Origin of the sequence: Salinicola endophyticus (genome assembly GCF_040536835.1) — a bacterium.
Lineage (GTDB): Bacteria > Pseudomonadota > Gammaproteobacteria > Pseudomonadales > Halomonadaceae > Salinicola > Salinicola endophyticus_A.
Genome location: NZ_CP159578.1, coordinates 1790783 through 1816175, shown reverse-complemented (window position 1 = coordinate 1816175; position 25393 = coordinate 1790783). Strand labels below are relative to the sequence as shown.

The 25393-nt window shown below is 67.4% G+C and carries 22 protein-coding genes; 17 read left to right on the top strand and 5 right to left on the bottom strand.

Translation table 11 applies throughout. From position 1 onward, the window contains the following. Positions 1 to 10: 10 nt before the first annotated feature. The gene (gene rpe, locus ABV408_RS08245) at positions 11 to 700 is read right to left on the bottom strand and encodes a ribulose-phosphate 3-epimerase (RefSeq protein WP_035469669.1); all 690 of its coding nucleotides are present in this window, start codon (positions 698 to 700) and stop codon (positions 11 to 13) included. 399 nt (positions 701 to 1099) lie between these two features. On the opposite strand from rpe, the gene ggt reads away from it, so the two are divergent. The 7 genes from ggt to ABV408_RS08210 all read left to right on the top strand — a co-directional run bounded on the left by ggt (position 1100) and on the right by ABV408_RS08210 (position 8680). After that, a complete protein-coding gene (ggt, locus tag ABV408_RS08240) occupies positions 1100 to 2842 on the top strand; it encodes a gamma-glutamyltransferase (RefSeq protein ID WP_353981929.1) in 1743 nt (580 codons plus the stop codon). Positions 2843 to 2877: 35 nt separating this feature from the next. Next, on the top strand, positions 2878 to 4032 hold the full coding sequence (locus ABV408_RS08235; protein ID WP_353981928.1) for an MFS transporter: 1155 nt from the start codon (positions 2878 to 2880) through the stop codon (positions 4030 to 4032). Positions 4033 to 4232: 200 nt separating this feature from the next. Next, complete coding sequence (gene cysP, locus ABV408_RS08230) at positions 4233 to 5258, top strand: thiosulfate ABC transporter substrate-binding protein CysP (RefSeq protein ID WP_353981927.1); 1026 nt, start codon at positions 4233 to 4235, stop codon at positions 5256 to 5258. Beyond that, positions 5255 to 6109, top strand: a complete 855-nt coding sequence (gene cysT, locus ABV408_RS08225; RefSeq protein ID WP_353981926.1) for a sulfate ABC transporter permease subunit CysT — start codon at positions 5255 to 5257, stop codon at positions 6107 to 6109. Before cysP ends, cysT begins: the two co-directional genes overlap by 4 nt. Then, positions 6109 to 6936, top strand: a complete 828-nt coding sequence (gene cysW, locus ABV408_RS08220) for a sulfate ABC transporter permease subunit CysW (protein ID WP_353981925.1) — start codon at positions 6109 to 6111, stop codon at positions 6934 to 6936. Before cysT ends, cysW begins: the two co-directional genes overlap by 1 nt. Beyond that, positions 6933 to 8015 carry a TOBE-like domain-containing protein gene (locus ABV408_RS08215; protein WP_353981924.1) on the top strand — a complete coding sequence of 361 codons (1083 nt, stop codon included), beginning with the start codon at positions 6933 to 6935 and terminating at the stop codon, positions 8013 to 8015. The genes cysW and ABV408_RS08215 overlap by 4 nt, the downstream gene beginning before the upstream one ends. A gap of 71 nt (positions 8016 to 8086) precedes the next feature. Then, positions 8087 to 8680: a YajG family lipoprotein gene (locus ABV408_RS08210; protein ID WP_353981923.1), complete on the top strand. Its 594-nt coding sequence runs from the start codon at positions 8087 to 8089 to the stop codon at positions 8678 to 8680. Positions 8681 to 8783: 103 nt separating this feature from the next. On the opposite strand, the gene ABV408_RS08205 is transcribed toward ABV408_RS08210, so the two are convergent. The 3 genes from ABV408_RS08205 to ABV408_RS08195 form a co-directional block, all read right to left on the bottom strand. Continuing rightward, positions 8784 to 9419, bottom strand: coding sequence for a thiopurine S-methyltransferase (locus ABV408_RS08205; RefSeq protein ID WP_353981922.1), 636 nt, complete (start codon positions 9417 to 9419; stop codon positions 8784 to 8786). 94 nt (positions 9420 to 9513) lie between these two features. Beyond that, a complete protein-coding gene (locus tag ABV408_RS08200) occupies positions 9514 to 10125 on the bottom strand; it encodes a TIGR04211 family SH3 domain-containing protein (protein ID WP_353981921.1) in 612 nt (203 codons plus the stop codon). Positions 10126 to 10425: 300 nt separating this feature from the next. Then, positions 10426 to 10755, bottom strand: a complete 330-nt coding sequence (locus tag ABV408_RS08195; RefSeq protein ID WP_035469689.1) for a DUF1820 family protein — start codon at positions 10753 to 10755, stop codon at positions 10426 to 10428. Between the two features lie 250 nt (positions 10756 to 11005). Between ABV408_RS08195 and miaB the strand changes: the two genes are divergently transcribed. The 7 genes from miaB to ABV408_RS08160 all read left to right on the top strand — a co-directional run bounded on the left by miaB (position 11006) and on the right by ABV408_RS08160 (position 20029). Further along, the gene (gene miaB / locus ABV408_RS08190) at positions 11006 to 12355 is read left to right on the top strand and encodes a tRNA (N6-isopentenyl adenosine(37)-C2)-methylthiotransferase MiaB (protein ID WP_353981920.1); all 1350 of its coding nucleotides are present in this window, start codon (positions 11006 to 11008) and stop codon (positions 12353 to 12355) included. Between the two features lie 246 nt (positions 12356 to 12601). Then, complete coding sequence (locus ABV408_RS08185) at positions 12602 to 13606, top strand: PhoH family protein (RefSeq protein ID WP_353982212.1); 1005 nt, start codon at positions 12602 to 12604, stop codon at positions 13604 to 13606. Continuing rightward, positions 13603 to 14094, top strand: coding sequence for an rRNA maturation RNase YbeY (ybeY, locus tag ABV408_RS08180; RefSeq protein ID WP_353981919.1), 492 nt, complete (start codon positions 13603 to 13605; stop codon positions 14092 to 14094). The genes ABV408_RS08185 and ybeY overlap by 4 nt, the downstream gene beginning before the upstream one ends. Before the next feature lie 336 nt (positions 14095 to 14430). Then, a complete protein-coding gene (locus ABV408_RS08175; RefSeq protein ID WP_207034649.1) occupies positions 14431 to 15324 on the top strand; it encodes an HlyC/CorC family transporter in 894 nt (297 codons plus the stop codon). 72 nt (positions 15325 to 15396) lie between these two features. Then, entirely contained in the window at positions 15397 to 16881 is a 1485-nt protein-coding gene (gene lnt, locus ABV408_RS08170; protein WP_353981918.1) for an apolipoprotein N-acyltransferase, read from the top strand. A gap of 242 nt (positions 16882 to 17123) precedes the next feature. Beyond that, entirely contained in the window at positions 17124 to 18491 is a 1368-nt protein-coding gene (locus tag ABV408_RS08165) for a VOC family protein (protein ID WP_353981917.1), read from the top strand. A 134-nt stretch (positions 18492 to 18625) separates the two neighbouring features. Next, positions 18626 to 20029: an MFS transporter gene (locus ABV408_RS08160; RefSeq protein WP_353981916.1), complete on the top strand. Its 1404-nt coding sequence runs from the start codon at positions 18626 to 18628 to the stop codon at positions 20027 to 20029. Between the two features lie 181 nt (positions 20030 to 20210). On the opposite strand, the gene ABV408_RS08155 is transcribed toward ABV408_RS08160, so the two are convergent. Further along, positions 20211 to 20759, bottom strand: a complete 549-nt coding sequence (locus ABV408_RS08155; protein ID WP_353981915.1) for a zinc ribbon-containing protein — start codon at positions 20757 to 20759, stop codon at positions 20211 to 20213. 334 nt (positions 20760 to 21093) lie between these two features. Here ABV408_RS08155 and leuS point away from each other — a divergent pair, with 334 nt between their 5' ends. The 3 genes from leuS to holA all read left to right on the top strand — a co-directional run bounded on the left by leuS (position 21094) and on the right by holA (position 25351). Then, on the top strand, positions 21094 to 23679 hold the full coding sequence (gene leuS / locus ABV408_RS08150) for a leucine--tRNA ligase (protein WP_353982211.1): 2586 nt from the start codon (positions 21094 to 21096) through the stop codon (positions 23677 to 23679). Between the two features lie 94 nt (positions 23680 to 23773). Beyond that, a complete protein-coding gene (gene lptE, locus ABV408_RS08145) occupies positions 23774 to 24262 on the top strand; it encodes an LPS assembly lipoprotein LptE (protein WP_353981914.1) in 489 nt (162 codons plus the stop codon). Positions 24263 to 24292: 30 nt separating this feature from the next. After that, a complete protein-coding gene (holA, locus tag ABV408_RS08140; protein WP_207034660.1) occupies positions 24293 to 25351 on the top strand; it encodes a DNA polymerase III subunit delta in 1059 nt (352 codons plus the stop codon). The last annotated feature ends 42 nt before the right edge of the window (positions 25352 to 25393 follow it).

Here is a 25393-nt window from a genome sequence, read left to right as displayed (position 1 = left end):
CTTCGCCACCTCAGTCCAGTGCCGCCAGGGCGCTACGCATCTCGCCGATCACACCATCGTAGCGGTGCGGGTCGTCGAGGCTGCGCGCCTTGAAGATCGCCGAGCCGGAGACGAAGGTATCGGCGCCGGCACGCGCGATCTCGGCGATGTTCTGCGGCGACACCCCGCCATCGATCTCCAGCCGGATCGGCAGCCCACTGGCGTCGATCCGGCGCCGCGCCTCTTGCAGCTTGTCGAGCGCGGCGGGAATGAAAGACTGGCCACCGAAGCCGGGGTTGACGCTCATCAGCAGGATCATGTCGAGCTTGTCCATCACGTAATCGAGATAGGAGAGCGGCGTGGCCGGGTTGAATACCAGCCCGGCCTTGCAGCCACGGCTCTTGATCAGCTGCAGCGAACGATCGATATGCTCCGAGGCTTCCGGATGGAAGGTGACGTAGCTGGCCCCGGCGTCGATGAAGTCGCCGATCAGCTGATCCACCGGCTTGACCATCAGGTGGCAGTCGATCGGCGCGGTGACGCCGTGCTTGCGCAATGCCTCGCACACCATGGGGCCGATGGTCAGATTGGGCACGTAGTGGTTGTCCATCACGTCGAAGTGGATCATGTCGGCGCCGGAGGCCAGCACATCGTCCACCTCCTGCCCCAGGCAGGCGAAGTTGGCGGAGAGAATCGAGGGGGCAATCTTGAAATCACGCATATGACGCAGCGTCCTGGCAGTGATGGGCGTGGGCATGGATTCGAGTATGCCTGCATTCTAGCAGCCCTCGGCGCCGCTGCGGTTAGCCGATCGTGCGCCCACGGGCTATGCTCGGCCAGACACCGCGGAGCGCATAGCGCCCTCCGGGTAGCGGGAGAACGCCGCCGGCGCCGAGCGTCCCGGGCCCCGCCTCTAAGGAAACGCTGAATAAATTGCCGAACGAGATGAAGGGCAAGGCGCCCGGAGTGCAGAAAACGAGACATAACATGGGGTTAGGCGAGTGTTCGAGCACCGCGTAACGCAGCCATTCGCTCGTGCAGGCATTTATGCAGTGGTTCCCTAACAAGACCAAAACCCAGATAAAGACCCATGACGGGATCAGCCCAAGGAGCCTACGCCATGTCCTCACTCTTTCGTCCGCGCGCCCGGCGCTGGCTGTCGATCACGCTCTCCACGCTCTATCTGGGCATCGCGCCACTGGCGCAGGCCGATTCGGCGATCCTCGAGGGCGAGCGTTTTCACCCGCAGGTGGGCGAACACGGCATGGTCGCGACCAGCCACTATCTGGCCTCACAAATCGCCCACGACGTGCTCGCCAAGGGCGGCAATGCGGTGGACGCCGCGGTCACCGCCGGCTTTGCGCTGGCGGTGACCCAGCCGCGCTCGGGTAATATCGGCGGTGGCGGCTTCATGCTGATCTCCGACGAGCGGCGCGATGAGGTGATCGCCATCGACTACCGCGAAAAGGCGCCCGCGGCAGCCTACACGACGATGTTCCAGAACGATCAGGGCGAGGCGGTGCCGCAGCTCTCGCGCTTCACCCACAATGCTGCCGGCGTACCCGGCACGGTGGCCGGCCTGGCACTGGCGCTGGACAAGTACGGCACCCTGAGTCTGGCCGAGGCGCTGGCCCCGGCGATCAAGCTGGCCGAAGAGGGCTTCGAGGTGCCGCCGCGCTTCGCCGAAGGGCTGGCACAGGCCCAGGATCGCCTCAAGCAGTGGGACGCCACGCGCAAGGTCTTCTACAAGCCCGACGGCTCGAACTACCAGGCCGGCGAACTGTTCCGCCAGCCTGATCTCGCCGCCACGCTCAAGCGCATCGCCGCCCAGGGCCCGCGGGAGTTCTACGAGGGCGAGACGGCGCGCCTGATCAGCGCCGAGATGCAGCGCCACGGGGGCCTGATGACCGCCCAGGATCTGGCCGACTATCAGCCCACGATTCGCAAGCCCGTGCACGGCAACTATCGCGGCTACGATGTCTACGCCATGAGCCCGCCCTCCTCCGGCGGCGCGCATATCGTGCAGATGCTGAACATTCTCGAGGGCTATGACATCCACGCCATGGGCTTCAACTCGGCGCGCACCATTCACTTGATGGCCGAGGCGATGCAGCGCGCCTACGCCGACCGCGCCGAATACCTGGGCGACCCCGATTTCGTCGACGTGCCGCTGGCCGGGCTGACCTCGCCGGCCTACGCCGCCGAGCTGCGCGGCGAGATCCCCCTCGACCACGCCACCCCGAGCGCCGAGATCGCCGCCGGCAACCCGCTGCCCTACGAGTCCAACGAGACCACGCACTTCTCGATCGCCGACGACAGCGGTCTGGCGGTCTCCAACACCTATACCATCAACTTCAGCTACGGCTCGGGCATCGTGGTCGATGGCGCCGGCTTTCTGCTCAACAACGAGATGGATGACTTCTCGGCCAAGCCGGGCGCGCCCAACGCCTATGGGCTGATCGGCGGCGAAGCCAACAAGATCGAGCCGCGCAAGCGCATGCTGTCGTCGATGACGCCGACCATCGTCAAGAAGGATGGCAAGAACTTCCTGATCACCGGCAGCCCCGGCGGCTCGCGCATCATCACCACGACGCTGCAGGTGGTGATGAACGTGATCGACCACGGCATGAACATCCAGAGCGCGGTGAGCGCGCCGCGTATCCACCACCAGTGGCTGCCCGACGAGATCCGCATCGAGGATGGCATCAGCCCCGACACCCAGGCGCTGCTCGAGGCGATGGGCCACACCCTCAGCCAGCAGGAGGCGATGGGCGCCGCGCAGTCGATCCTGATCGAACCCGACGGCACCTTCACCGGCGGCGCCGACCCGCGCCGCTCGACCTCCTCCGCCATGGGGCTGTGAGTGCACGTCCGGCGTGACGCGCGTGGCCGGCGGTGATGTCACGCCGGCCGCAGTTGGCGATCCTGGTGATCGCCCTCGCCGAGTGGTTCGGCACCTCGCTCTGGTTCACGCCCAACGCCCTACTCGCCGAGCTGCGTCTGGCCTGGGCGCTGGATGCCGATGACCTGGCCTGGCTCACCGGCGCGGTGCAGGTGGGCTTTCTGCTCGGCACCCTGGGGATCGGGCTCAGCGGGCTTGCCGACCGCCGCGACGCCAGTCGGGTGTTCGCCGTGTGCTGCGTGATCGGTGCCGCCAGCAATGCGGCTCTCGTGCATGCCGGCGGGCTGGGCCCGGCAGTGGCACTGCGCCTGATCACCGGCATGGCGCTGGCCGGCATCTACCCGGTGGGGATGAAGCTGATGGTGGGCTGGGCCCCCAAGCGCACCGGCGCGGCGCTAGCGTGGCTGGTCGGCATGCTGGTGCTCGGCACCGCGATGCCGCACCTGCTGGCGGCGCTGGACCTGGGCGGCGGCTGGCAACTGACGCTGTGGCTGGCCTCGTTGCTGGCAGTGACCGGTGGCGCCGGCGTGGCCTGGCTGGGGGAAGCGTCGCGTCCGGGTCCACGCCCATCACGTCCACGCCTGGGTGGGCTGGCAGCCTTTCGCCTGCCTGAGTTTCGCCGCGCTGCCGGCGCCTACTTCGGTCATATGTGGGAGCTCTATACGCTGTGGGCGCTGCTGCCGCTATGGCTTCTGCACGCCCTGCCCGGGCTCTCCACGAGCGGCGCGGCACTCTCGAGCTTCGCCCTGATCGCGGTGGGCGCGCCCGGCTGCTGGCTCGGCGGCTGGCTGAGCCAGCGCCACGGCAGTCGGGCGGTAGCGCGCTGGGGCCTGGCCGGCTCGGCGCTGTGCGCCACGCTCTACGCCCTCGCCGCCGACACCCTGCCCACGGCGGTGCTGATCGTGCTGCTCGGCGCCTGGAGCCTGCTGGCGGTGATCGACTCGCCGCACTTCTCGGCGCTCTCGGCGCGCGCCTGCCCCGCCGCGCTGGTGGGCAGCGCGCTGACCCTGCAGAACGCCATCGGCTTCGCCATCTCGGCGCTCTCGCTGGGCCTGCTGCTGCCGTGGCTGCCCCTGCTCGGGCAGTCGCTCGCCTGGCTGCTGCTGCCCGGTCCTCTGCTCGGCCTGCTGGCGCTGGGCCGCGGCCATTGAGCGACCTTGGTGGGCACTGCAGCGCTTATAGAAGGCTTGCGCATCGTTATACCCAAATGACATAAATAGACATATTGTAATTCCATATGGGTTTATTTAGCCTGCGGGTCTATAGCAGGCACACCCATACGACAACTCCATACGATAAGAGCGCCGCGTGCCTACGCGCGCGACAAGCCATCACCATTCAGGGAACCCTCATGCTCCGATTCGCTTCGTCTCGCCGCTGGTTCGCCGCTTCCACCCTGGGGCTCGCTCTCGCCCTGGGTAGCGTCGCTCCGGCCCAGGCCGATCAGCCCCGCGAGCTGCTCAACGCCTCCTACGATATCGCCCGCGAGCTGTTCGCCGCGGTCAATCCCAAGTTCATCGACTGGTGGCAGCAGCAGCACGACGAGCAGGTGAGCGTGAAGCAGTCCCACGGCGGCTCTTCGACCCAGGCACGTTCGATCATGCAGGGCCTGCGCGCCGACGTGGTGACCTTCAACCAGGTCACCGACGTCAACGTGCTCGCCGACGCCGGGCTGGTGGCCAAGGATTGGCAGGCGCAGTATCCCAACCACGCCTCGCCCTACTACTCGACCACCGCCTTCCTGGTGCGCAAGGGCAACCCCAAGCAGATCGAGAACTGGGACGACCTGGCGCGCGACGACGTCGAGCTGGTGTTCCCCAACCCCAAGACCTCGGGCAACGGCCGCTACACCTATCTGGCCGCCTGGGCCTACGCCGACCAGGCCTTCGACGGCGACAAGGCCAAGATCGAAGCCTACATGAAGCGCTTCCTGGGCAACGTCGAGGTGTTCGACACCGGTGGTCGCGGCGCCACCACCACCTTCGTCGAGCGCGGCATCGGCGACGTGCTGATCACCTTCGAGTCCGAGGTCAACAACATTCGCAACGAATATGGCGCGGATGACTACGAGGTGGTGGTGCCGCCAGTGAGCATCCTGGCCGAGTTCCCGGTGGCGGTGGTCGAGGAGTACGCCGAGCGCAACGGCAACCTGGATCTGGCCAAGGGCTACCTGGACTACCTCTACACCGAAGAGGCCCAGCGCCTGCTCGCCAGCTTCAACTACCGGGTCAACGACGAGGCGGTGGCGGCCGAATTCAGCGATCGCTTCCCACAGACCGAGCTGCTGCGCGTCGAGGACGTCTTCGGTAGCTGGCCCGAGGCGATGAAGACCCACTTCGCCAGCGGCGGCGAGCTGGACCAGCTGCAGCGCCGATGATCGCCGCGACCCTGCGCCGGCAGGCCAGCCGCCGCGTCCTGCCGGGCTTCGGGCTCTCGCTGGGGGTGACGCTGACGTTCGTCTCGCTGATCCTGCTGCTGCCGCTGATCAGTCTGGTGGGGCAGCTGTCGCAGCTGAGCCTGTCGCAGTACTGGTTTCTGATCAGCGATCCGCGCATCCTCGCCAGCTACCGGGTGACCTTGCTCGCCGCGGCGGTGGCGGCGCTGTTCAACGCCGCCTTCGGGCTGCTAATGGCGTGGGTGCTGGTGCGCTACGAGTTCCCCGGCAAGCGTCTGGTGGACGCGCTGATGGATCTGCCCTTCGCCCTGCCCACCGCTGTCGCCGGGGTCACCCTAGCAACGCTCTACTCGAGCCAGGGCTGGGTCGGGCGCTGGCTCGAGACGCTGGGCCTGCCGATCGCCTACACCTGGGTCGGCATCGCCCTGGCCATGGCCTTCACCAGTATTCCGTTCGTGGTACGCACGGTGCAGCCGATCCTCGAGGATCTACCGAGCGAGGTCGACGAGGCCGCAGTGACCCTAGGCGCGCGTGATGGCCACGCCTTCCGCCGGGTGATCCTGCCCCATCTGTGGCCGGCCCTGGTCACCGGCACGGGGCTGGCCTTCGTGCGCTCGCTGGGCGAGTTCGGCGCGGTGATCTTCATCGCCGGCGGCAAGCCGTTCGAGACCGAGATCACCTCGCTGATGATCTTCGTCAAGCTGCAGGAGTACGACTACGCCGGCGCCGCCGCGGTGGCCTCGATCGTGCTGGCGACCTCGCTGGCACTGCTGCTGGTGATCAATCTGTGGCAGGGGCGCTTCATTCGCCGCCTGCATGGGGGAGGCGCCTGATGATCCGTATCGGTGATGCCCCCGGCGTGCGCCGGCTGCTGATCGGCGTAGCGCTGGTGCTGACCGCGCTGTTCCTGCTACTGCCGCTGGTGGCGATCTTCGCCCAGGCGCTGATGGGAGGCATCGACCTCTACTGGCAGAACCTGAGCGACCGCTACACCCTGGCGGCGATCGGACTGACCCTGCTGGTGACGCTGCTGACGGTGCCGATCAACCTGGTGTTCGGGATCTTCCTGGCATGGCTGGTGACCCGCTTCACCTTCCCCGGGCGGCGCCTGCTGCAGACCCTGATCGATATCCCGTTCGCGGTCTCACCAGTGGTTGCCGGGCTGGTCTATCTGCTGCTCTACGGCCGCAATGGCTGGCTCGGCGGCTGGCTCGACGGCTACGACATCCAGATCATGTTCGCCTGGCCGGGCATCGTGCTGGTGACGATCTTCGTCACCTGCCCCTTCGTCGCCCGCGAGCTGATCCCGCTGATGCAGGCCCAGGGCGCCCGCGAGGAGGAAGCTGCGGTGACCCTGGGGGCCTCCGGCTGGACGATCTTCCGCCGCGTCACCCTGCCCAATATTCGTCACGCTCTGCTCTACGGCGTGATCCTGACCAACGCCCGCGCGGTGGGCGAGTTCGGTGCCGTCTCGGTGGTCGCCGGGGCGATCCGCGGACAGACCAATACCCTGCCGCTGCAGGTGGAGCAGCTGTATCAGGACTATAATACCGTCGGTGCCTTCACCAGCGCCTCGCTGCTGGCGCTTCTGGCGCTGCTGACCCTGGCCGCCAAGGCGGCACTCGAATGGCGCGCGGCGCGCCGGGAGAGCCTCGCATGAGCATCCGTATCTCGCAGATCGACAAGACCTACGGCGCCACCCGCGCGCTGGCGCCGATCGACCTCGACATCCGCGATGGCGAGCTGATCGGCCTGCTCGGCCCCTCGGGTTCGGGCAAGACCACGCTCTTGCGCATCGTCGCCGGCCTCGAGCAGGCCGATGGCGGCAGCATCCACTTCGGCGAGCGCGAGGTCACCCAGGTGCACGTGCGCGAACGCCGGATCGGCTTCGTGTTCCAGCACTACGCCCTGTTCCGCCACATGAGCGTGTTCGAAAACGTCGCCTTCGGCCTGCGCGCGCTGCCGCGACGCCAGCGCCCGTCGAACGGCGAGATCCGCACGCGGGTCATGCAGCTTTTGGAGATGGTGCGGCTCTCGGCCTTCGCCGAGCGCTTCCCCGCGCAGCTCTCCGGCGGCCAGCAGCAGCGCGTGGCGCTGGCCCGCGCACTGGCGCTCAAGCCCGATGTACTGCTGCTCGACGAGCCGTTCGGCGCGCTCGATGCCAAGGTGCGCCAGGAGCTGCGCCGCTGGCTACGCCACCTCCACGAGGAGCTCGGTTTCACCAGCCTGTTCGTCACCCACGACCAGGAGGAAGCGCTGGAACTCTCCGACCGCGTGGTGGTGATGAGTAACGGCCGGGTCGAGCAGATCGCCACCCCGGATACCCTCTATCGCGAGCCGGCCAATCGCTTCGTGTTCGAGTTCCTGGGTGACGTCAACCGGCTGGAGGGCGACGTGATCGAGGGCCGGCTGACCTGCGGCAATGCCAGCGTCAGCGTGCCGGGGATCGAACCGGGGCGCCGCGAGCTGCTGCTGCGCCCCCACGAAGTGCATCTGGCCGAGCGTGCCATCCCTGCGGCGCACCTGCCGATCACCGTGGCGTCGATCGTGCCGGTGGGCGCCGAAGTGCGCCTCGAGCTCGAGGCCGACTGGCTCGAGGAGCCGTGGCTGGCGAGCGTCAGCCACGCTGAGTTCGAGCGCCTGGGCATCACCCGCGGGCGGCGGCTGTTCGCCGTGCCCAGCCGGCTGCACGGCTTCGATGCCGCCGGCGCGCAGAATGTCGCGCTGCCGGTTGGCTGAGGCGCTACGAGCGCGCGCCCGAGGCGTCTATACTGGGCGGGTCTTCCCCCAGTCAATTCGAGAGGTACGTTATGCGTCAGTGGTTTGCGCTCAAGTGCGTGGCGATTCTTGGGGTGCTCGGCCTGCTCGCCGCCTGCGCCCAGAGCCCCCAGATCCTTTCCGTACAGCCGAAGGTGAGCGGCGGCTTTCCGCACACCGGCAGCGGCCAGACGGTCACCCTGAACGTGGTCGACGGCCGCGACGACAACGTCATCGGCACCCGCTCCGGCACCGCCTCGGCCACCTCGACCATCACCGTCGAAGCCCATGACGTGATTCCCAAGCTGCAGGCCCAGGCCGAGAACGCGCTGCGCAGCATGGGCTTCAACCCCACGACCCAGGATACCGGCGGCCCCTCGCTGACCCTGACCCTGGCCGAGCTCGACTACGCCCGCGGCAATGCCGACGAGCCGCTGCTCGGCGCCTCCCAGCTGCAGGCGATCATCGCCGCCAAGGTGGAGAACGGCAGCAACAGCTACACCGGCCGCTACACCGCCAAGCGCAAGCAGAGCTACGCCTTCAAGCCCGACTGGGACACCAACAACCGCATGGTCAGCGAGCTGCTCAGCAGCGCCCTCGATCGCACCTTCCGCGACCAGCAGCTGGCCAACCTACTGGCACGCTGAAGGCCTCACAGAAGGCAGCACCACAAGCCGTACCAGACGACGACGCCCGCAGCCGAAAGGCCGCGGGCGTCGTCTTTAGCAGAGTCGTCGGAAGGATCGTACTTCAGCGGCACGGCCCACGTCGCAGCAGATGCCACACCGTCTCGCAGGCCCCCTTGGCGTCGGGTTCACCCGGGCCATCCAGCCGCTGCAGGGCGAAGTTGGGACCCAGCAGCCGCTCGACTTCCGCAGCGTCGACGCTGTAGGGCGGCCCCTGCTCGCCGTCGGCGTGGCTCAGGGTGACCAGCAGCCCCTGGGTACCCGGCAGGAACAGCTGGGCCAGATGGTGGGCGTAACGCTGCCGCGTGGCACGCGGCAGCGCGATCAGCGCGGCGCGGTCGTAGAAGGCCGCGAGTTCGGCGGCCTGCTCGACGTGGAAGCGGAAGAAGTCACCGCACCACAGCTCGATCCGCCCCTGCCGCACGCAGGAGAAACCGGCCTGGGCATAGCGCAGGGCCGGCAGTGCCCCCTCGCCGATGAACTGATCCACCGCCAGCGGCGACAACTCCACACCCAGCACCGGATGCGCCTGCGCCGCCAGCCAGCGCATGTCGTGGCTCTTGCCGCACAGCGGCACCAGCACCTTGGCTCCGGGGGCCAGCCCCAGCTGCGGCCAGTGATTCACCAGAGCGGCATGCGGGGCGTCGCGATGAAACCCGATGCGCCCCTCGCGCCAGCGTCTCAGCCAGTCGATCTGCATCCGCCCCTGCCCTCTCTTTCGTCACCGCCCGCATCCTTTCAGCACCACCGCCTCATCGGCCGGCCCGAGGTCTCGGTGCCGCCGCCGGGCGATCTCAGAACCAGCGGTCGCGCTTGCGCCGGCGACGCGGCAGGTGCGGCACGATCAACCCCAGGATCAGACCCGCGCCGGCGACCCCGCCGCCGTACATGAAGTAGCGCATCAGCAGGTCCTCCTCCTGGGTATCCAGACGCGCCTGCATGTTGCGCATCTTGGACTCCGCCTGGGAGTAGGCCTGGCTGAGCTGGTTGTTGCTCGTCTGCAGCTTGTCGACCTGCTGCTGGCGGCTGGCGAGTTCGCTGCGCAGGTCCGCCACGCGCTGGTTCCACTCGTCGTCGATGCCGTCGAGGCGCTGGGTCAGGCTGGCGACCTTGTCACGCAGGGCCGGCAGCTGCTGCTGGGCGCTCGGCGTGTCCTGCACGAAGCGCGACTGGATCCAGACTTCGTCGCCATCGGGGCCGCGCACCTGGGTGTAGTCGCCCTGGGTCTGCAACACCGTGACCGGGTCACCGCTGTCGAGGGTGCCGACGATGCGGTAGCCATCGGTGGGGCCACTGCGCACGAAGGTGGGCAGCTTGTCGCTGACCCAGTGGTCGCTCTGCGCCGAGACGCCGGCGGAGAACAAAAGCGCCGCGCCCACGGCGCAGCCCATCGCAACATTTCGCATTTTCAACATGTCGTCGTGATCTTAGTGGCTAATGGATAACGGTTCGGCTTCGTTCCACGCGACGATGAGCGGCCTCCGCGTCCTGCAGAGGCATCGTTGGGCCGTGAACGACGGGCGTCCGCGGCGGTTGTCCGGTTGCTCGCTGGCCATCCCCAACCTCTCTCGGGGAGACATCCACACTTTCTGTGGATAACGTTTGGGACAACTGGTTTCATGTCGTCGTCACACGCTGGTCATCCCGGCGCTGGCGACAGATTGGTGAATTTCTGATCAACGCCGAGGTCTGCGCCAGGCTCTACCTCAGCTGTCCTCGCGCGGCGGCCACGCCATCGGGCGCGGGAATTCGGCGACATTGCCCTCGGCCTTGACCGCCTTGGCCACCCCGCCGCGCTCGACCTCGTCGATACGCACGATCGCGCTGTAGGGGATGTAGCTGCGGCTGACGCCATCGAAGGTGCGCCGCAGCTTCTCGGCGCTGGGATCGACGACGACCTTCGACTGATCCTCGAAGACGAACGCCTCCACTTCGATGAATCCCCACAGGTCACTCTGAAAGATCTCGCGGGCGTAGAGTTCCCACACTTCCCCTTGATTGTGGAAGACCACCCGATAGACCGGCTTGGACGACATAGACGCAAGACTCTCCGACATCACGGCGCCCGGCAGCACCAGCGCAGTCCGGGTCGCAAATAGGCGCAAGGGTATCACAGCCGGATGGGCTTGCGAGCGCCACGGGTTGGCCGCCAGCCGCCGGCGGCCGTATAATGCCGCGTTCGCGACGATGGCGATCTCGCTCGACGGCGACACCCCACCGCGCGAAACGCTCTTATCCTCTTTCCCCACGAGTACCGGTGACGCGCGCATGGCCGCAACGCAACCCATGACGAAGAAGCTCTTCATCAAGACGCACGGCTGCCAGATGAACGAGTACGACTCCGCCCGCATGGCGGATTTGCTCGGTGAGTCCCACCGCCTCGAGATGACCGACGACGAGCGTGAAGCGGACGTCATCCTGCTGAATACCTGCTCGATCCGCGAGAAGGCGCAGGAGAAGGTGTTCCATCAGCTCGGCCGCTGGAAGAAGCTGAAGGCCGCCAAGCCCGACCTGGTGATCGGCGTGGGCGGCTGCGTGGCCAGCCAGGAAGGCGAGAACATCCGCAAGCGCGCACCGCACGTCGACATGGTGTTCGGTCCGCAGACCCTGCACCGGCTGCCGACGATGCTCGACGCGCGCAGCAAGAGCGCGACGCCGATCCAGACGGTGGACGTCACCTTCCCCGAGATCGAGAAGTTCGACCACCTGCCCAAGCCCAAGTCCGACGGCGCCACCGCCTTCGTCTCGGTGATGGAGGGGTGTTCGAAGTACTGCACCTTCTGCGTGGTGCCCTACACCCGTGGCGAGGAGGTCTCGCGCCCGTTCGAGTCGGTGATGGAAGAGGTGGTGCATCTGGCCGAACAAGGCGTGCGCGAGATCAACCTGCTGGGGCAGAACGTCAACGCCTATCGCGGCCGCGACGCCGAGGGCGACGAGATCGACCTGGCCGAGCTGATCGCCTGCGTGGCCGCCGTCGAGGGCATCGACCGTATCCGCTTCACCACCTCGCACCCGGTGGAGTTCTCCGACAGCCTGATCGAGGCCTACGCCGAGATCCCCGAGCTGGTCAGCCATCTGCATCTACCGGTGCAGTCCGGCTCCGATCGCATCCTGGCGGCGATGAAACGCGGCCACGGCCGCGACATGTACATCGACAAGCTAGAGCGTATCCGCGCCCTGCGCCCGGACATCAGCTTCTCCTCGGACTTCATCATCGGCTTTCCCGGCGAGACCGACGAGGATTTCGCCCAGACGATGGATCTGATCCAGCGCATCGGTTTCGACGCCTCGTTCAGCTTCATCTACTCCAAGCGCCCGGGCACCCCGGCCTCCTCACTACCCGACGACACGCCGGAGGAGACCAAGAAGCAGCGCCTGGCACTGCTGCAGACCCGTCTCAATCAGCAGACCCAGCAGATCAGCCGGCACATGGTCGGCAACGTCGAGCGCATCCTGGTCACCGGCTTCTCGCCCAAGGACCCGGGCAAGCTCTCCGGGCGCACCGAGAACAACCGCGTGGTCAACTTCCGCGCCGACGACCCGACCCGCCTGATCGGCCATTTCGTCGACGTCTCGATCACCGAGGCGCTGCCCAACTCGCTGCGCGGCGAGCTGGTCTCCGACGCCCGCTATTGATGCCACCACCGTGACACCGGCCCGCGGCCGTACGCGGCGCACCCCGCGCCGCGCTCGGCCGGTCGCGGGCGCATCGCCGGCCCACGCCCGTGGGAGATTGGTTATCCTGGAGCATTGCCCCCGCGGGAAGCGTCGCAGTAAGCTGACAGCTTCCACTTCACATCATCGACGGATCCTTCTGCGTTGACTCAAGACCACCAGTCCGCCCAGCGCGTCGTGTCACTGACGCTCGAACCCAACGATCCCATGCGCCTCGCCAGCCTGTGCGGGCAGCGCGACGAACACCTCAAGCTGATCGAAACGCGCCTCGGCGTGACGCTGCGCAACCGCGGCAACACCTTCCAGCTCGCCGGCCCCGAGGCCAGCGTCAAGGCTGCTGCCAACGTGCTCGAACACCTCTACCGTGAGACCGAGGCCGAGGAGCTGCTCCCCGATACTGTCCACCTCTATCTGCAGGAATCCGGGATCGAGGCGCTCGAGGAGGAGACCGGCGATCTCGAGGAAGGCGGTATCCTGATCCGCACGCCGCGGGCGCTGATCAAGCCCCGCGGCTTCAATCAGCAGGGCTATGTCGCCAGCATCCGCCGCCACGATATCAACTTCGGTATCGGTCCAGCGGGCACCGGCAAGACCTACCTGGCGGTGGCCGCGGCGGTCGAGGCGCTCAATCGCCAGGAAGTGCGCCGCATCCTGCTGGTGCGCCCGGCGGTCGAGGCGGGTGAGAAGCTGGGCTTCCTGCCCGGCGACCTGGCGCAGAAGATCGATCCCTACCTGCGCCCGCTCTACGACGCGCTCTACGAGATGCTCGGCTTTGAACAGGTCAACAAGCTGATCGAGCGCCAGATCATCGAGATCGCCCCGCTTGCCTACATGCGCGGGCGCACACTCAACAACGCTTTCATCATCCTCGACGAGAGCCAGAACACCACGCGCGAGCAGATGAAGATGTTCCTGACGCGTATCGGCTTCGGCTCCACCGCGGTGATCACCGGCGACGCCAGCCAGGTCGACCTGCCGCGCGGGTCGAGTTCCGGCCTGATCCATGTGCTCGAAGTGCTGCGCGACACCGCGGGCATCGGCATTACCCAGTTCGCCCCCAAGGACGTGGTACGCCATCCCCTGGTGCAGCGCATCATCGAGGCCTACGATCTCCACGAAGCGAGCGAGGAAGCCGCCGATCGCAAGCGTCGCGAAGAGCGGCGTCAGGCGCGTCTGGAAGCCAGCGCCGCGCGTGACGGTGGTGCCTCGTGACCCTCGAGATCGATCGCCAGGTCGCGGTGGCCGACGCGGCCGCCGCCGAGCTGCCCGGCCTCGCCGACCTCGAGGCCTGGGTCGCGCGGGTCCTCGACCACGTCGAGGAGCCGCGCCGCGAACTCACCGTGCGCTTCGTCGAACGTGACGAAAGCCAACAGCTCAATCGCGACTACCGCGGCAAGGACAAGCCCACCAACGTGCTCTCGTTTCCCTTCGAGGCGCCGCCGGGCATCGAGCTGGGCCTGCTCGGCGATCTGGTGATCTGCCACGCCGTGGTGGCCGCCGAAGCCGCCGAACAGGGCAAGTCCTGCCACGATCACTACGCCCATCTGGTAATACATGGCTGCTTGCATTTGCTCGGCTATGACCATATAGATGACGCAGAGGCCGAAGAGATGGAAGCGCTGGAGCGCACTCTGCTGGCCGGGATCGGCATTGCCGACCCCTATCGGGAGGAGCGGTCGGAAGACGCGTCGGACGCCTGACGCCCTGACTGACTCGACCGACTGATGCATTTGACCGACGTACTCGACTGACTACCGAAGCGACCGTCCAGGCAACCACATCGACGCCATGCCGACATCGACGCACGCCGCTCCCTGCCGGGAGCGCACCGACGCCAGCCCGTCCCAGATGGACGATCCTGTCGACGAGCCTCCGCCACGCGGTGCCCGGCGGCAGGGACACGGCCCGGACTCCTTTGCCGCCCCGGCGGCAAGACCCCATTACCGACACGCGCTCTCGGGCCAGCCTTGGCCCGGTAGCGCGTGTCGTTTTCGTACCCAGCCCCAACGGCATCCGAGGACAAGAGACTCCCACTCATGAGCGAAGACCGATCGAGTAGCCAGAACAGTCGATCCTGGCTGGAAAAGCTGATCAGTACCTTCTCGAGCGATTTCGACGAGCCCAGCTCCCGCGAGGAGCTGCTCACCTTCCTGCGTGAAGCGGGGCCCAAGCTCAACCTCGACCAGGACGCCCTGACCATCATCGAGGGCGCCTTCCAGATCAGCGACCAGCAGGTGCGCGAGGTGATGATTCCGCGCTCGCAAGTCACCGCGGTGTGCGTCGACCAGCGCCCGGAAGACTGCCTGCCGATCATTCTGGAGACCGCCCACTCGCGCTACCCGGTGATCGACGACAACCTGGATGACGTGCTCGGCATCCTGCTGGTCAAGGATCTGCTGCCGCTGCTCAAGCGCAACAGCCAGGAGCGCGAGGCGTTTTCGCTGCGTGACGTGCTGCGTCCGGCGATGTTCGTGCCCGAGTCCAAGCGTCTCAACAGCCTGCTCAAGGAGTTCCGCGATACCCATAACCATATGGCGGTCGTGGTCGACGAGTACGGCGGTACTGCCGGTATCGTCACCATCGAGGATATCCTCGAGCAGATCGTCGGCGACATCGAGGACGAACACGACACCGACGAGGAAGAGGACATTCGCGATCTCGGCGACGGCACCTTCGCGGTGCGTGCGCTCACCCCGATCGAGGATTTCAACGAGCAGTTCGGCACCGAGTTCTCCGACGAGGAGTTCGACACCGTCGGCGGTCTGATCATGCAGCGCTTCGGCCATCTGCCGAGGCGCAACGAGCACACCGATCTAGGCCAGTGGCGCTTCACCGTGCTCAACGCCGACAACCGGCGCATCCGCCTGCTGCAGGCGCGTCCGGTACCCGCGGCGCTGGAGCAGGAGCGCGCACGCCACGTCGAGGGCTGAGCCGTACGGCGGCCGCCGCGACGCCGCCGAGCGACTCTGATATAAGGGGCACTTTGCGCAAGGAGTGCCCCCATGCCCGCCGCCCTACCCCTTATCTCCGCCCGCCGCCCATGGCCGGCCTATCTCGCCGCGCTGGTCGCCGGGGTGCTGGCCACGCTGAGCTTTGCCCCCTTTCATCTCTGGTGGCTGGGGCCGATCGCCGTCGCGCTGATGGCCCTCGACCAGCACCGCCTGACCCTGGGCCAGGCCACCCTGCGCGGATGGCTGTTCGGGGTCGCGCTGTTCGGTAGCGGCGCTTCCTGGGTCTATGTCTCGATCCACGACTACGGCTACACCGGGGTACCGCTGGCGCTGTTCCTGACCGTGCTCTTCGTCGCCACCCTGGCGCTGTTCCACGCCCTGATCTTCGGTCTCTACCGGCGCTTCACCACGCCACGCTGGGCCGTGTTGAGCTTCGCCGGCGCCTGGGTACTGGGCGAGGCCTTCCGTAGCTGGGCCTTCACCGGCTTCCCCTGGCTGCTGCTGGGCAGCGCCCAGGTCGACTCGCCGCTGGCGCCCTGGGCGCCGGTCGGCGGGGTCTATCTGCTGTCGTTGATCGTGGCGCTCTCCGGCACCCTGCTGGTGGCCTTCTGCCGCCGCCGCTGGTGGGCCGCGGCCCCCCTCGCCGCGCTCTGGCTGCTGCCGCTGCTGCTGCCGACCCACTGGACCCAGCAGGCCGCCGACCCGCTTCGCTTCGCACTGCTCCAGGGCGATCTGCCCCAGCTCAGCAAGTGGAGCCCCGAGGGCCAGCGCCAGGCGGTCAACACCTATACCCGCATGACCCGCGAGCTGCCCGACGACGTCGATGTGATCGTCTGGCCGGAAACCGCGCTGCCGATGCTGGCGCAGCAGGCGCTGCCCTATCTGGAGCGGCTGCAGGCAACGCTGCCCGAGCAGAGCGCGCTGCTCACCGGGATCGTCCAGCGCGATGCCGATGAGCGCTACTACAACGCCATCATCGGTGTCGGCGCCACCCGCGGCGAGTACCGCAAGGCGCACCTGGTACCGTTCGGCGAGTTCCTGCCGCTCGACTTCCTGCTGCGTGGGGTGATCGACTTCTTCAACCTGCCGATGTCGGACTTCAGCGCCGGCGCCGACTCGCAGCCGCCGATCCTGACCCATGGCATCGCCATCGGCAGCGCCATCTGCTACGAGATCGTCTACCCGGATCTGGTCGCCGAGCGCGCGCGTGACAGCAACGTGCTGCTCACCGTCTCCAACGACACCTGGTTTGGACGCTCGATCGGCCCGCTGCAGCACCTGCAGATGGCCCGTCTGCGTGCACTGGAGAACGGCCGCTACGTGGTCCGCGCCACCAGCAACGGGGTCACCGCGATCATCGACGACCAGGGCCGGCTGCGCGAACGCGCGCCCCAGTTCACTCCCGCCAGCGTGGTCGGCGAGGTGGTCCCGATGACCGGGCTGACGCCCTTCACGCGCACCGGCAGCTGGCCGGCCTGGGGGCTTGCGCTGCTGCTGCTGCTGCCGGGTCTGACCCGCCGCTTCCAGCGCGCCTGAGGCCGCTGAGAACCCATTCCCAAATCCTCTGACGATGGGCGCCGGATCTAGCGGTTGTGAAAGGCGCTCGAAGCCGGGTCGAGAGAAGCGGCGCCGGCGGGCGCCGCCAACGCTGTCATTTCCGCAAATGCGACCCGGCTTTATCGATTGGGCCCGGCGCGCCCACACGCCCTTGTCAGCCCGCCCGTGATGGCGAAGGATGGGACCCTGAACTCACCCTTCGCGCATCGAGCCATCCCATCATGACGCTTTCCCTGGTATCCCCCGACGAGGTTCGCACCGCCTTTTCGCAGGCGATGTCCGACATGTACCGCCACGAGGTGCCGCAGTACGGCACCCTGCTCGAACTGGTCGCCGACATCAACGCCAAGGCCTTGGCGGCGGACCCGGCGCTGGAGCAGACGCTGGTCGCGGGCGGCGAGCTCGAGCGCCTCGACGTCGAGCGCCACGGCGCCATCCGTGTCGGCACCGCCGAGGAGCTGTCGCTGCTGCGCCGGGTCTTCGCCCTGATGGGCATGGAGCCGGTCGGCTACTACGATCTCTCCCAGGCCGGGGTTCCGGTCCACTCCACCGCGTTCCGCCCGGTCGACGAGGCGGCGCTCAAGCGCAATCCGTTCCGCGTCTTCACCTCGCTGCTGCGCCTCGAGCTGATCAGCGATGACGACCTGCGGCGCCAGGCCGCCGCCATCCTCGCCGGACGTGACATCTTCACTGCACAAGCGCGCGAGCTGCTCGATCTCGGCGAGCGCCAGGGGGGCTTCGACACCCACCAGGCCGAACGCTTCGTCGAGGCGATCCTGGAGACCTTCCGCTGGCACCAGGACGCCACCGTCGACCACGCCACCTATCAGGCGCTGCACGATGCCCACCGTCTGGTCGCCGACGTGGTCTGCTTCCGCGGCCCGCACATCAACCACCTGACGCCGCGCACCCTGGATATCGACGCCGCCCAGGCGGCGATGCCCGCCTACGGCATCGACCCCAAGGCGGTGATCGAGGGCCCGCCGCCGCGGCGCTGCCCGATCCTGCTGCGCCAGACCAGCTTCAAGGCGCTCGAGGAGTCGATCCGCTTCGCCGGTCGCGACGACGGAACCCATACCGCACGCTTCGGCGAGATCGAGCAGCGCGGCATCGCCTTGACCCGAGCCGGCCGCGAGCGCTACGACGCCCTGCTGGCGCGCTCGCGTGAGTTGCCGCCAGCGACCGACAACGCGACTCACCAGCGCCAGCTCGGCGAGGTATTCGCTGAGTTCCCCGACGACCACGACAGCCTGCGCCGACAGGGCCTGGCCTACTTCCGCTATCGCCTGAGCGATACCGGTCATGCCGCCCTGGCCGCGGGAGAGACGCCGCCGGCGGATCTGGAGGGGCTGATCGCCCGGCACTGGGTCGAGGCACTGCCGATCACCTACGAGGACTTCCTGCCAGTCAGCGCCGCCGGCATCTTCCAGTCCAATCTGGGCGATACCCGCCACGCGGCCTATGCCAGCGAGTCGAACCAGGCCGCCTTCGAACTGGCACTGGGGCGCCCGGTGCTGGATGAGTTCGCGCTCTATGCGCGGCTGGAGGAGGACTCCCGCGAGCGGCTGCGCCAGCAACTGGGGCAGTGAGTCTGGCCGGCGCGCAGGCGCCGGCTCTTCCCCCGAGGTCGCAGCGGGGACAGTGTTCGTCGCTGGCGCAGCGCGCGGCCAAGGCGTTCGGCTCTAGGCTTGAGGGTCAACCCTCTGCCTGCGAGTGACCGCACGTGCCCAACAACAACAATCATTTCGACAACAGCCATTTCAACAACGACCATCCCGACGCCAGTCACATGGCAGCCCAGGTCGATCTTTCGACGCTGCGCAAGGTGATCGCCGCCTCGGCGATCGGCAATTTCGTCGAGTGGTTCGACTTCGCCGTCTACGGCTTCCTCGCCGTGGTGATCGCCAATCACTTCTTCCCGCCCGGCGACCCGTCGTTGGCATTGCTGCAGACCTTCGCCGTATTCGCGGTCTCGTTCGCCCTGCGCCCGCTCGGCGGCGTCTTCTTCGGTATGCTCGGCGATCGCATCGGCCGCAAGCGGGTGCTGGCGATGACCGTGATGTTGATGGCCGGCGCCACGACCCTGATCGGCCTGCTGCCGACCTATGCGAGCATCGGCCTGCTGGCGCCGCTGGCCCTGGCCCTGGCGCGCTGCATCCAGGGCTTCTCCGCCGGTGGCGAGTACGCCGGCGCCTGCGCCTTCGTGATGGAGCACGCGCCGCGCACGCGCAAGGCGCGCTACGGCAGTTTCGTGCCGGTCTCGACCTTCGCCGCCTTCGCCACCGCGGCGGCGCTCACCTACGCCATCAGTACGCTGCTCTCGGAGCAGGCCATGGCCGACTGGGGCTGGCGCGTGCCCTTTCTGATCGCCGCGCCGCTGGGTCTGGTCGGCCTCTACATGCGCATGCGCCTCGATGAGTCACCGGCCTTCCAGGCGCTCAAGGCGCAGCACGCGGTGCCCCACTCGCCGCTGGGCGAGACCCTGCGCTCCCACGGCGCCACCATCGTCTGCCTCAGCGCCTTCATCTCGGCGACGGCGCTGTCGTTCTACATGTTCACCACCTACTTCACGACCTACATGCAGGTGGTCGGCGGCGCGAGTCGTACCACGGCCCTGCTGGCAAGCCTTGGCGCACTGCTGTTCGCCGCCGCGCTGTGCCCGCTGATCGGCCGCTACGCCGACCGGGTCGGGCGCCGGCGCACCATCCTCTCCGCCGGTATCGCGCTAATCGCGGCGGTGTTCCCGGCCTACACCCTGGCCGCCAGCGGCGAGTGGCTGTCGTCGATGATCGGCGCGGCGCTGATGGCCGTGGGTGCAGTGATCTGCGGCGTGGTCACCGCGGTGCTGCTGTCGGAGCAGTTCCCCACCCGAGTGCGCTACACCGCCTCCGCACTCTGCTACAACGTCTCCTACACCATCTTCGGCGGCACCGCACCGCTGGTCGCCACCTGGTTGATCGACAGCACCGGCTACCATCTGGCCCCGGCCTACTATCTGATCGCGATCACGCTGCTGGCGCTGTGGGGCGGCATGCGTCTGCCGGAAACGGCGGACCGGGCGCTGGATGCCGACGAGTCGACCTGGCGCACGGTGACACCGGGTCGGGAACAGCCACTGGCGCGCTGAGACGAACATCGCGCGCTGAGGCGAACAACACGTACTGAGCGCCCACCGGGGCGCGAGACGACCGCGCAAAGCAAGCAGCGGCCCCGAGACAGATCGGGGCCGCTGCATTTCTAGAGCTGGGATGCCCTGGAGTGGGTCACGCCAAGCGCTGGGCTCTGTACGAAAACTATCTGCGCCCGGCTCAGTCGGCCGTAGAGCGCGGTGCGCCCGAGTCGCGCTGGAAGTAGCGGTGGCCGCAGGCGTGGCACGCCTCCAGACGCTTGACCTGAGCGAAGGTGACGCCGGCGCCGCAGTGCACACAGCTCATGCGCCCGGGCAGGGCGACCTCGCCGGCAGTGTAGTCGGCGCGCGCCGCCTCGAGATCGTCCTCGAAGCGCTCACGGTCGATGGTGGTACGGTCGGCGATCGAGAACAGCGCCTCCGAGACCCGTCGCGAGAGCACGTCGAGGTCGATACCCAGCCAGCTCGCCACGCCTTCGCCGCCCTTGGCCAGGAACTGGCGAAAATCGCGCATGTCACGCTCGACCCAGGCCCGCAGCAGGGCCATCTCGTCCTTGGTGAACTCCTCGAATTCGGCCTCGAAGGCCACCGCCTCGTCGAGTTCGCGCTGAAAACTCTCCCAGGAGAGTTCGCCACCGCCATCCTTCAGCCGCGTGAGGACACGTTCATAGGCCTCACTGAGGCGCGAACGCTCCTGCGGGTCCTGCGGCGCTGATTGATGTTCCGTCATGGCCATCTCCTTCTACGTTGACTACTGTCGGTCCCACGTTGACTACCGTCGGTTCCACGTTGACCGCTGTCTGTCCGCTGCGACGTCCTTGCGTACGCAGCCGGAGCAACGCCCGCTTCACTGCCGCCAGCGGCACCCGCTGTGGGGCCGCGGCGGTGTCCATCGGAGCGCCGGCCGGCATCGCGCGCCCCTACCTGCCGCAGCGGGTCTGGGGTATGCTTGTGGGCCTGAAAATCGACGCCGGCCCCGCACACTTTCCGTCTCTTCAGAGTATAGCTTTTCGCGGGACGCCTGGCGCTCTCTCACGCCGAACGCAAGGTGCATGACCGAACCGATGGACGCCCACTACAACCCGCAAGCGATCGAACGCGCCGCACAGCAATTCTGGAACGAGCATCAGAGCTTCAAGGCGAGCGAGGATCTGACTCGCGAGAAATACTACTGCCTGTCGATGTTCCCCTACCCCAGCGGCAAGCTGCACATGGGTCACGTGCGCAACTACACCATCGGCGACGTGGTCAGCCGCTTCCAGCGCATGCGCGGCAAGAACGTGCTGCAGCCGATGGGCTGGGATGCGTTCGGCATGCCGGCGGAGAACGCCGCGATCAACAACGGCGTGGCGCCGGGCAAGTGGACCTACGCCAACATCGACTACATGCGCAGCCAGCTCAAGGCGCTGGGGTTCGCCTACGACTGGGACCGCGAGTTCGCCACCTGCGACGTCGACTACTACCGCTGGGAGCAGTGGTTCTTCGCCAAGCTGGTGGAGAAAGGCGTGGTCTACAAGAAGATGTCCACGGTCAACTGGGATCCGGTCGATCAGACCGTGCTCGCCAACGAGCAGGTGATCGACGGCCGCGGCTGGCGCTCCGGTGCGCGGGTCGAACGCAAGGAGATCCCGCTGTGGTTTTTGAAGATCACCGACTACGCCGATGAGCTGCTGGCCGACCTCGACAAGGTCGAGTGGCCGGAGCAGGTCAAGACCATGCAGCGCAACTGGATCGGCAAGTCGCGCGGCGTGGAGCTCACCTTCGATGTGGCCGGCGAGAGCCTCGCCGATGACCTGCGCGCGCTCGACGTCTATACCACCCGCCCCGACACCCTGTTCGGCGTCACCTATGTGGCGGTCGCCGCCGGTCACCCGCTGGCCAAGCACGCGGCCGAGCGCGACCCCGCTCTGGCCGAGTTCCTGATCGAGTGCCAGCAGGGCGGTAACTCCGAGGCGGAGCTGGCGACCATGGAGAAGCGCGGCCGTGATACCGGATTGCGCGCGATCCATCCGCTCACCGGCCAGGAAGTACCGATCTTCGTCGCCAACTTCGTGCTGATGGAGTATGGCACCGGTGCGGTGATGGCGGTGCCGGCCCACGACCAGCGCGACTGGGAATTCGCTACCAAATACGGCCTGGCGCTGGCACCGGTGATCGCCGACGCCGACGGTCAGGCCCCCGATCTGAGCCAGGGCGCCTACGCCGAGCACGGTCGTCTGATCAACTCCGGCGAGTTCGACGGGCTCGAGTTCGAAGCGGCGTTCGATGCCATTGCCGCGCGTCTGGAAGCCCTCGGCCGCGGCAAGGTCAAGACCAACTATCGCCTGCGCGACTGGGGAGTAGCGCGCCAGCGCTACTGGGGCGCACCGATCCCGGTCAAGTACGGCCCCGAGGGCCAGACCGTACCGCTCACCGATGCCGAACTGCCGGTGGCGCTGCCGCTGGAGGTCGAAGTCGACGCTTCGGGCTCGCCGCTCAAGAAGATGCCGGCGTTCTACGATCTCGGCGACGGCTGGACCCGCGAAACCGATACCTTCGACACCTTCATGGAGTCCTCCTGGTACTACGCGCGCTTCTGCTGCGCCGACAACCCGGAGGCGATGCTCGATGAGCGCGCCGACTACTGGCTGCCGGTGGATCTCTATATCGGTGGCATCGAGCACGCCATCCTGCACCTGCTCTACGCCCGTTTCTTCCACAAGCTGATGCGCGACGAGGGCCTGGTGGGCAGCGACGAGCCGTTCCAGCGCCTGCTCACCCAGGGCATGGTGATCGCCGAGACCTTCTACCGCGAGTCCGCCAACGGCGCCAAGCAGTGGTTCAATCCGGCCGATGTCGAAGTCGACCGTGACGACAAGGGTCGGCCGCTGCGCGCTCGCCTCAGCAGTGACGGTGAACCGGTGGAGATGGGTGGCATCGAGAAGATGTCGAAGTCGAAGAACAACGGCGTCGACCCGCAGGCGATGATCGATCGCTTCGGCGCCGACACCGTGCGCCTGTTCATGATGTTCGCGGCCCCGCCGGAACAGTCGCTGGAGTGGTCCGACTCCGGCGTCGAGGGCGCCCACCGCTTCCTCAAGCGGCTGTGGAAGCTCACCGCCGACCACCTGGCCGCCGGCACTCCGGCCGCGCTCGAGGTGGCCGCGCTCGACGACGCCGCGGTCGATCTACGTCGCAAGACCCACGAGACGATCGCCAAGGCGGGCGACGACATCGGCCGCCGCACCACCTTCAATACCGCCATCGCCGCGGTGATGGAGCTGACCAACGCCCTCGGCCGCTACGCCGACACCTCGCCCCAGGGCCTGGCCGTGGCGCGCGAAGCGCTCGAGGCGTGCGTGCTGCTGCTGGCCCCGATCACCCCGCACACCTGCCACGCCCTGTGGCAGGCCCTCGGCCACGCCGACCCGGTGATAGACGCGACCTGGCCGGAGGTCGACGAGCAGGCGCTGGTCAAGGCCAGCATCGAACTCGCGGTGCAGGTCAACGGCAAGCTGCGGGCGCGCCTCGAAGTGCCCGCTGAGGCCGACAAGGCGGCCATCGAGGCCCAGGCCATGGCGGCGGAGAACGTCCAGCGCCATATCGAAGGCAAGAGCGTACGCAAGGTGATCGTGGTGCCGGGCAAACTGGTCAATATCGTCGCCAACTGAGCCCCGCGTCCACGCAACCCGAACCAGCGGGCGGATGGGATCATCCGCCCCCGGCGGCGCCCTGGCGGCGCCGCTCTCGACAAGGAGTTACCTGATGATGCGTCGCCCCGTAGTGATCGGCCTGATGGCGTTGGCACTGACCACGCTGGCGGGCTGCGGCTTCCAGCTCCGCGGCCTCGGGCAGGCCGAACTGCCCTTCTCCGACATCGCACTGAGCGCCAATGTCTCGCCGTTCAGTGAAATCGTGCGTCAGCGACTCCAGAGCGCAGGGCCCCGGATCGACGACAGCGCCGATCTACGTCTCAATCTGGGCGACGAGCAGGTCCGCGATCGCCGCCTGACCCGCGCTGACTCCGGCAGCCGTGAAACCGAGATCACCCTCACTGCGCCTTTCTCGGTACAGCGTGTCAGCGACGGCGCCTATCTGCTGAGCCAGCAGCAGCTCGAAACCTCGACCACGGTCCTGCTCTCGGACGACAACCTCTACGCCAGTGACGAGATGCGCAAGCAGACAGTCGAGCGCCTGCGCCGCGAGGCCGCCGACCAGTTGATCGACCGCCTGGCCGCCCTCGACACGCCGTGAAGGTTTTCAGGTCATGAAGGGTTTTAGTTCATGAAGGTCTTTCCCGACAAGCTGGAGGCAGCGCTGGCCAAGCGCCTGCCCCCGGTGGTCCTGGTCTCCGGTGACGAACCGCTGATTCACATGGAGGCGTGCGATGCGGTGCGCCGGGTCGCTCGCGAGCGCGGTATCGAAGAGCGCGAGGTGCTCCACGTCGAGTCGGGCTTTCAGTGGACCCAGCTGCTGGAGTCGGCGGCGAGCCTGTCACTGTTCGCCTCGAGCAAGCTGATCGAAGTGCGGCTCGGTGGCCAGTCACCGGGCCAGGAGGGCGGCAAGGCGCTGGAGGCCTATGCCGAGAAGGCCGGCGACAGCGACAACGTGCTGCTGCTCAGCGCCCAGCGACTGGATCGCAAGGCGCAGTCGAGCAAGTGGTTCAAGGCGCTCGACAAGATCGGCCTCTTCGTCCCGGTGTGGCCGGTGGATCATCAGCGTCTGGGCTTCTGGATGCGCGATCGCGCCACGCGCCACGGGCTGAATCTCGACATGGACGCCGCGCGCCTGCTCGGCGAGCGCACCGAGGGCAATCTGCTCGCCGCCGATCAGGAGCTGCAGAAGCTGGCGCTGCTGATGCCGCCCAATGCACGGCTGACGCTCGAGTCGATCGCCAGCGGTGTCGAGAGCAGCGCGCGCTACGATGTCTTCACCCTCACCGACGCCTGCCTGCGCGGCGAGCGGGAGCGGGTCGCACGCATCGTCGGGGGCCTGCGTGAAGAGGGCATCGAAGCGCCGGTGGTACTGTGGTCGTTGACCCGTGAGCTGCGCACCCTGCTGTCGATCTTCCAGCATCTCGATCAGGGCCAGAGCCTCGACCACGCCTGCAAGGCGCAGCGCCCGATGATTCCCGAAAAGCGCCGCCCCGGCTATCAGCAGGCGCTCAACCGCCTGCCGCTGCGGCGGCTGCACAAGCTGTTGCTGTTCTCCCAGCGCATCGACCTGGCGATCAAGGGCGCGCTGACGCTACCGGTGTGGGACTGCCTGCAGGATCTGGCGCTGACGCTGGCCGGCGGCCGCGGCCTGCTGGCAGAGATGCCCCACGCCTACCGCATCGGCTGACGGTCGGCGCTGCCCCCTAGCCGCGGCCCGGCGTAGACATAC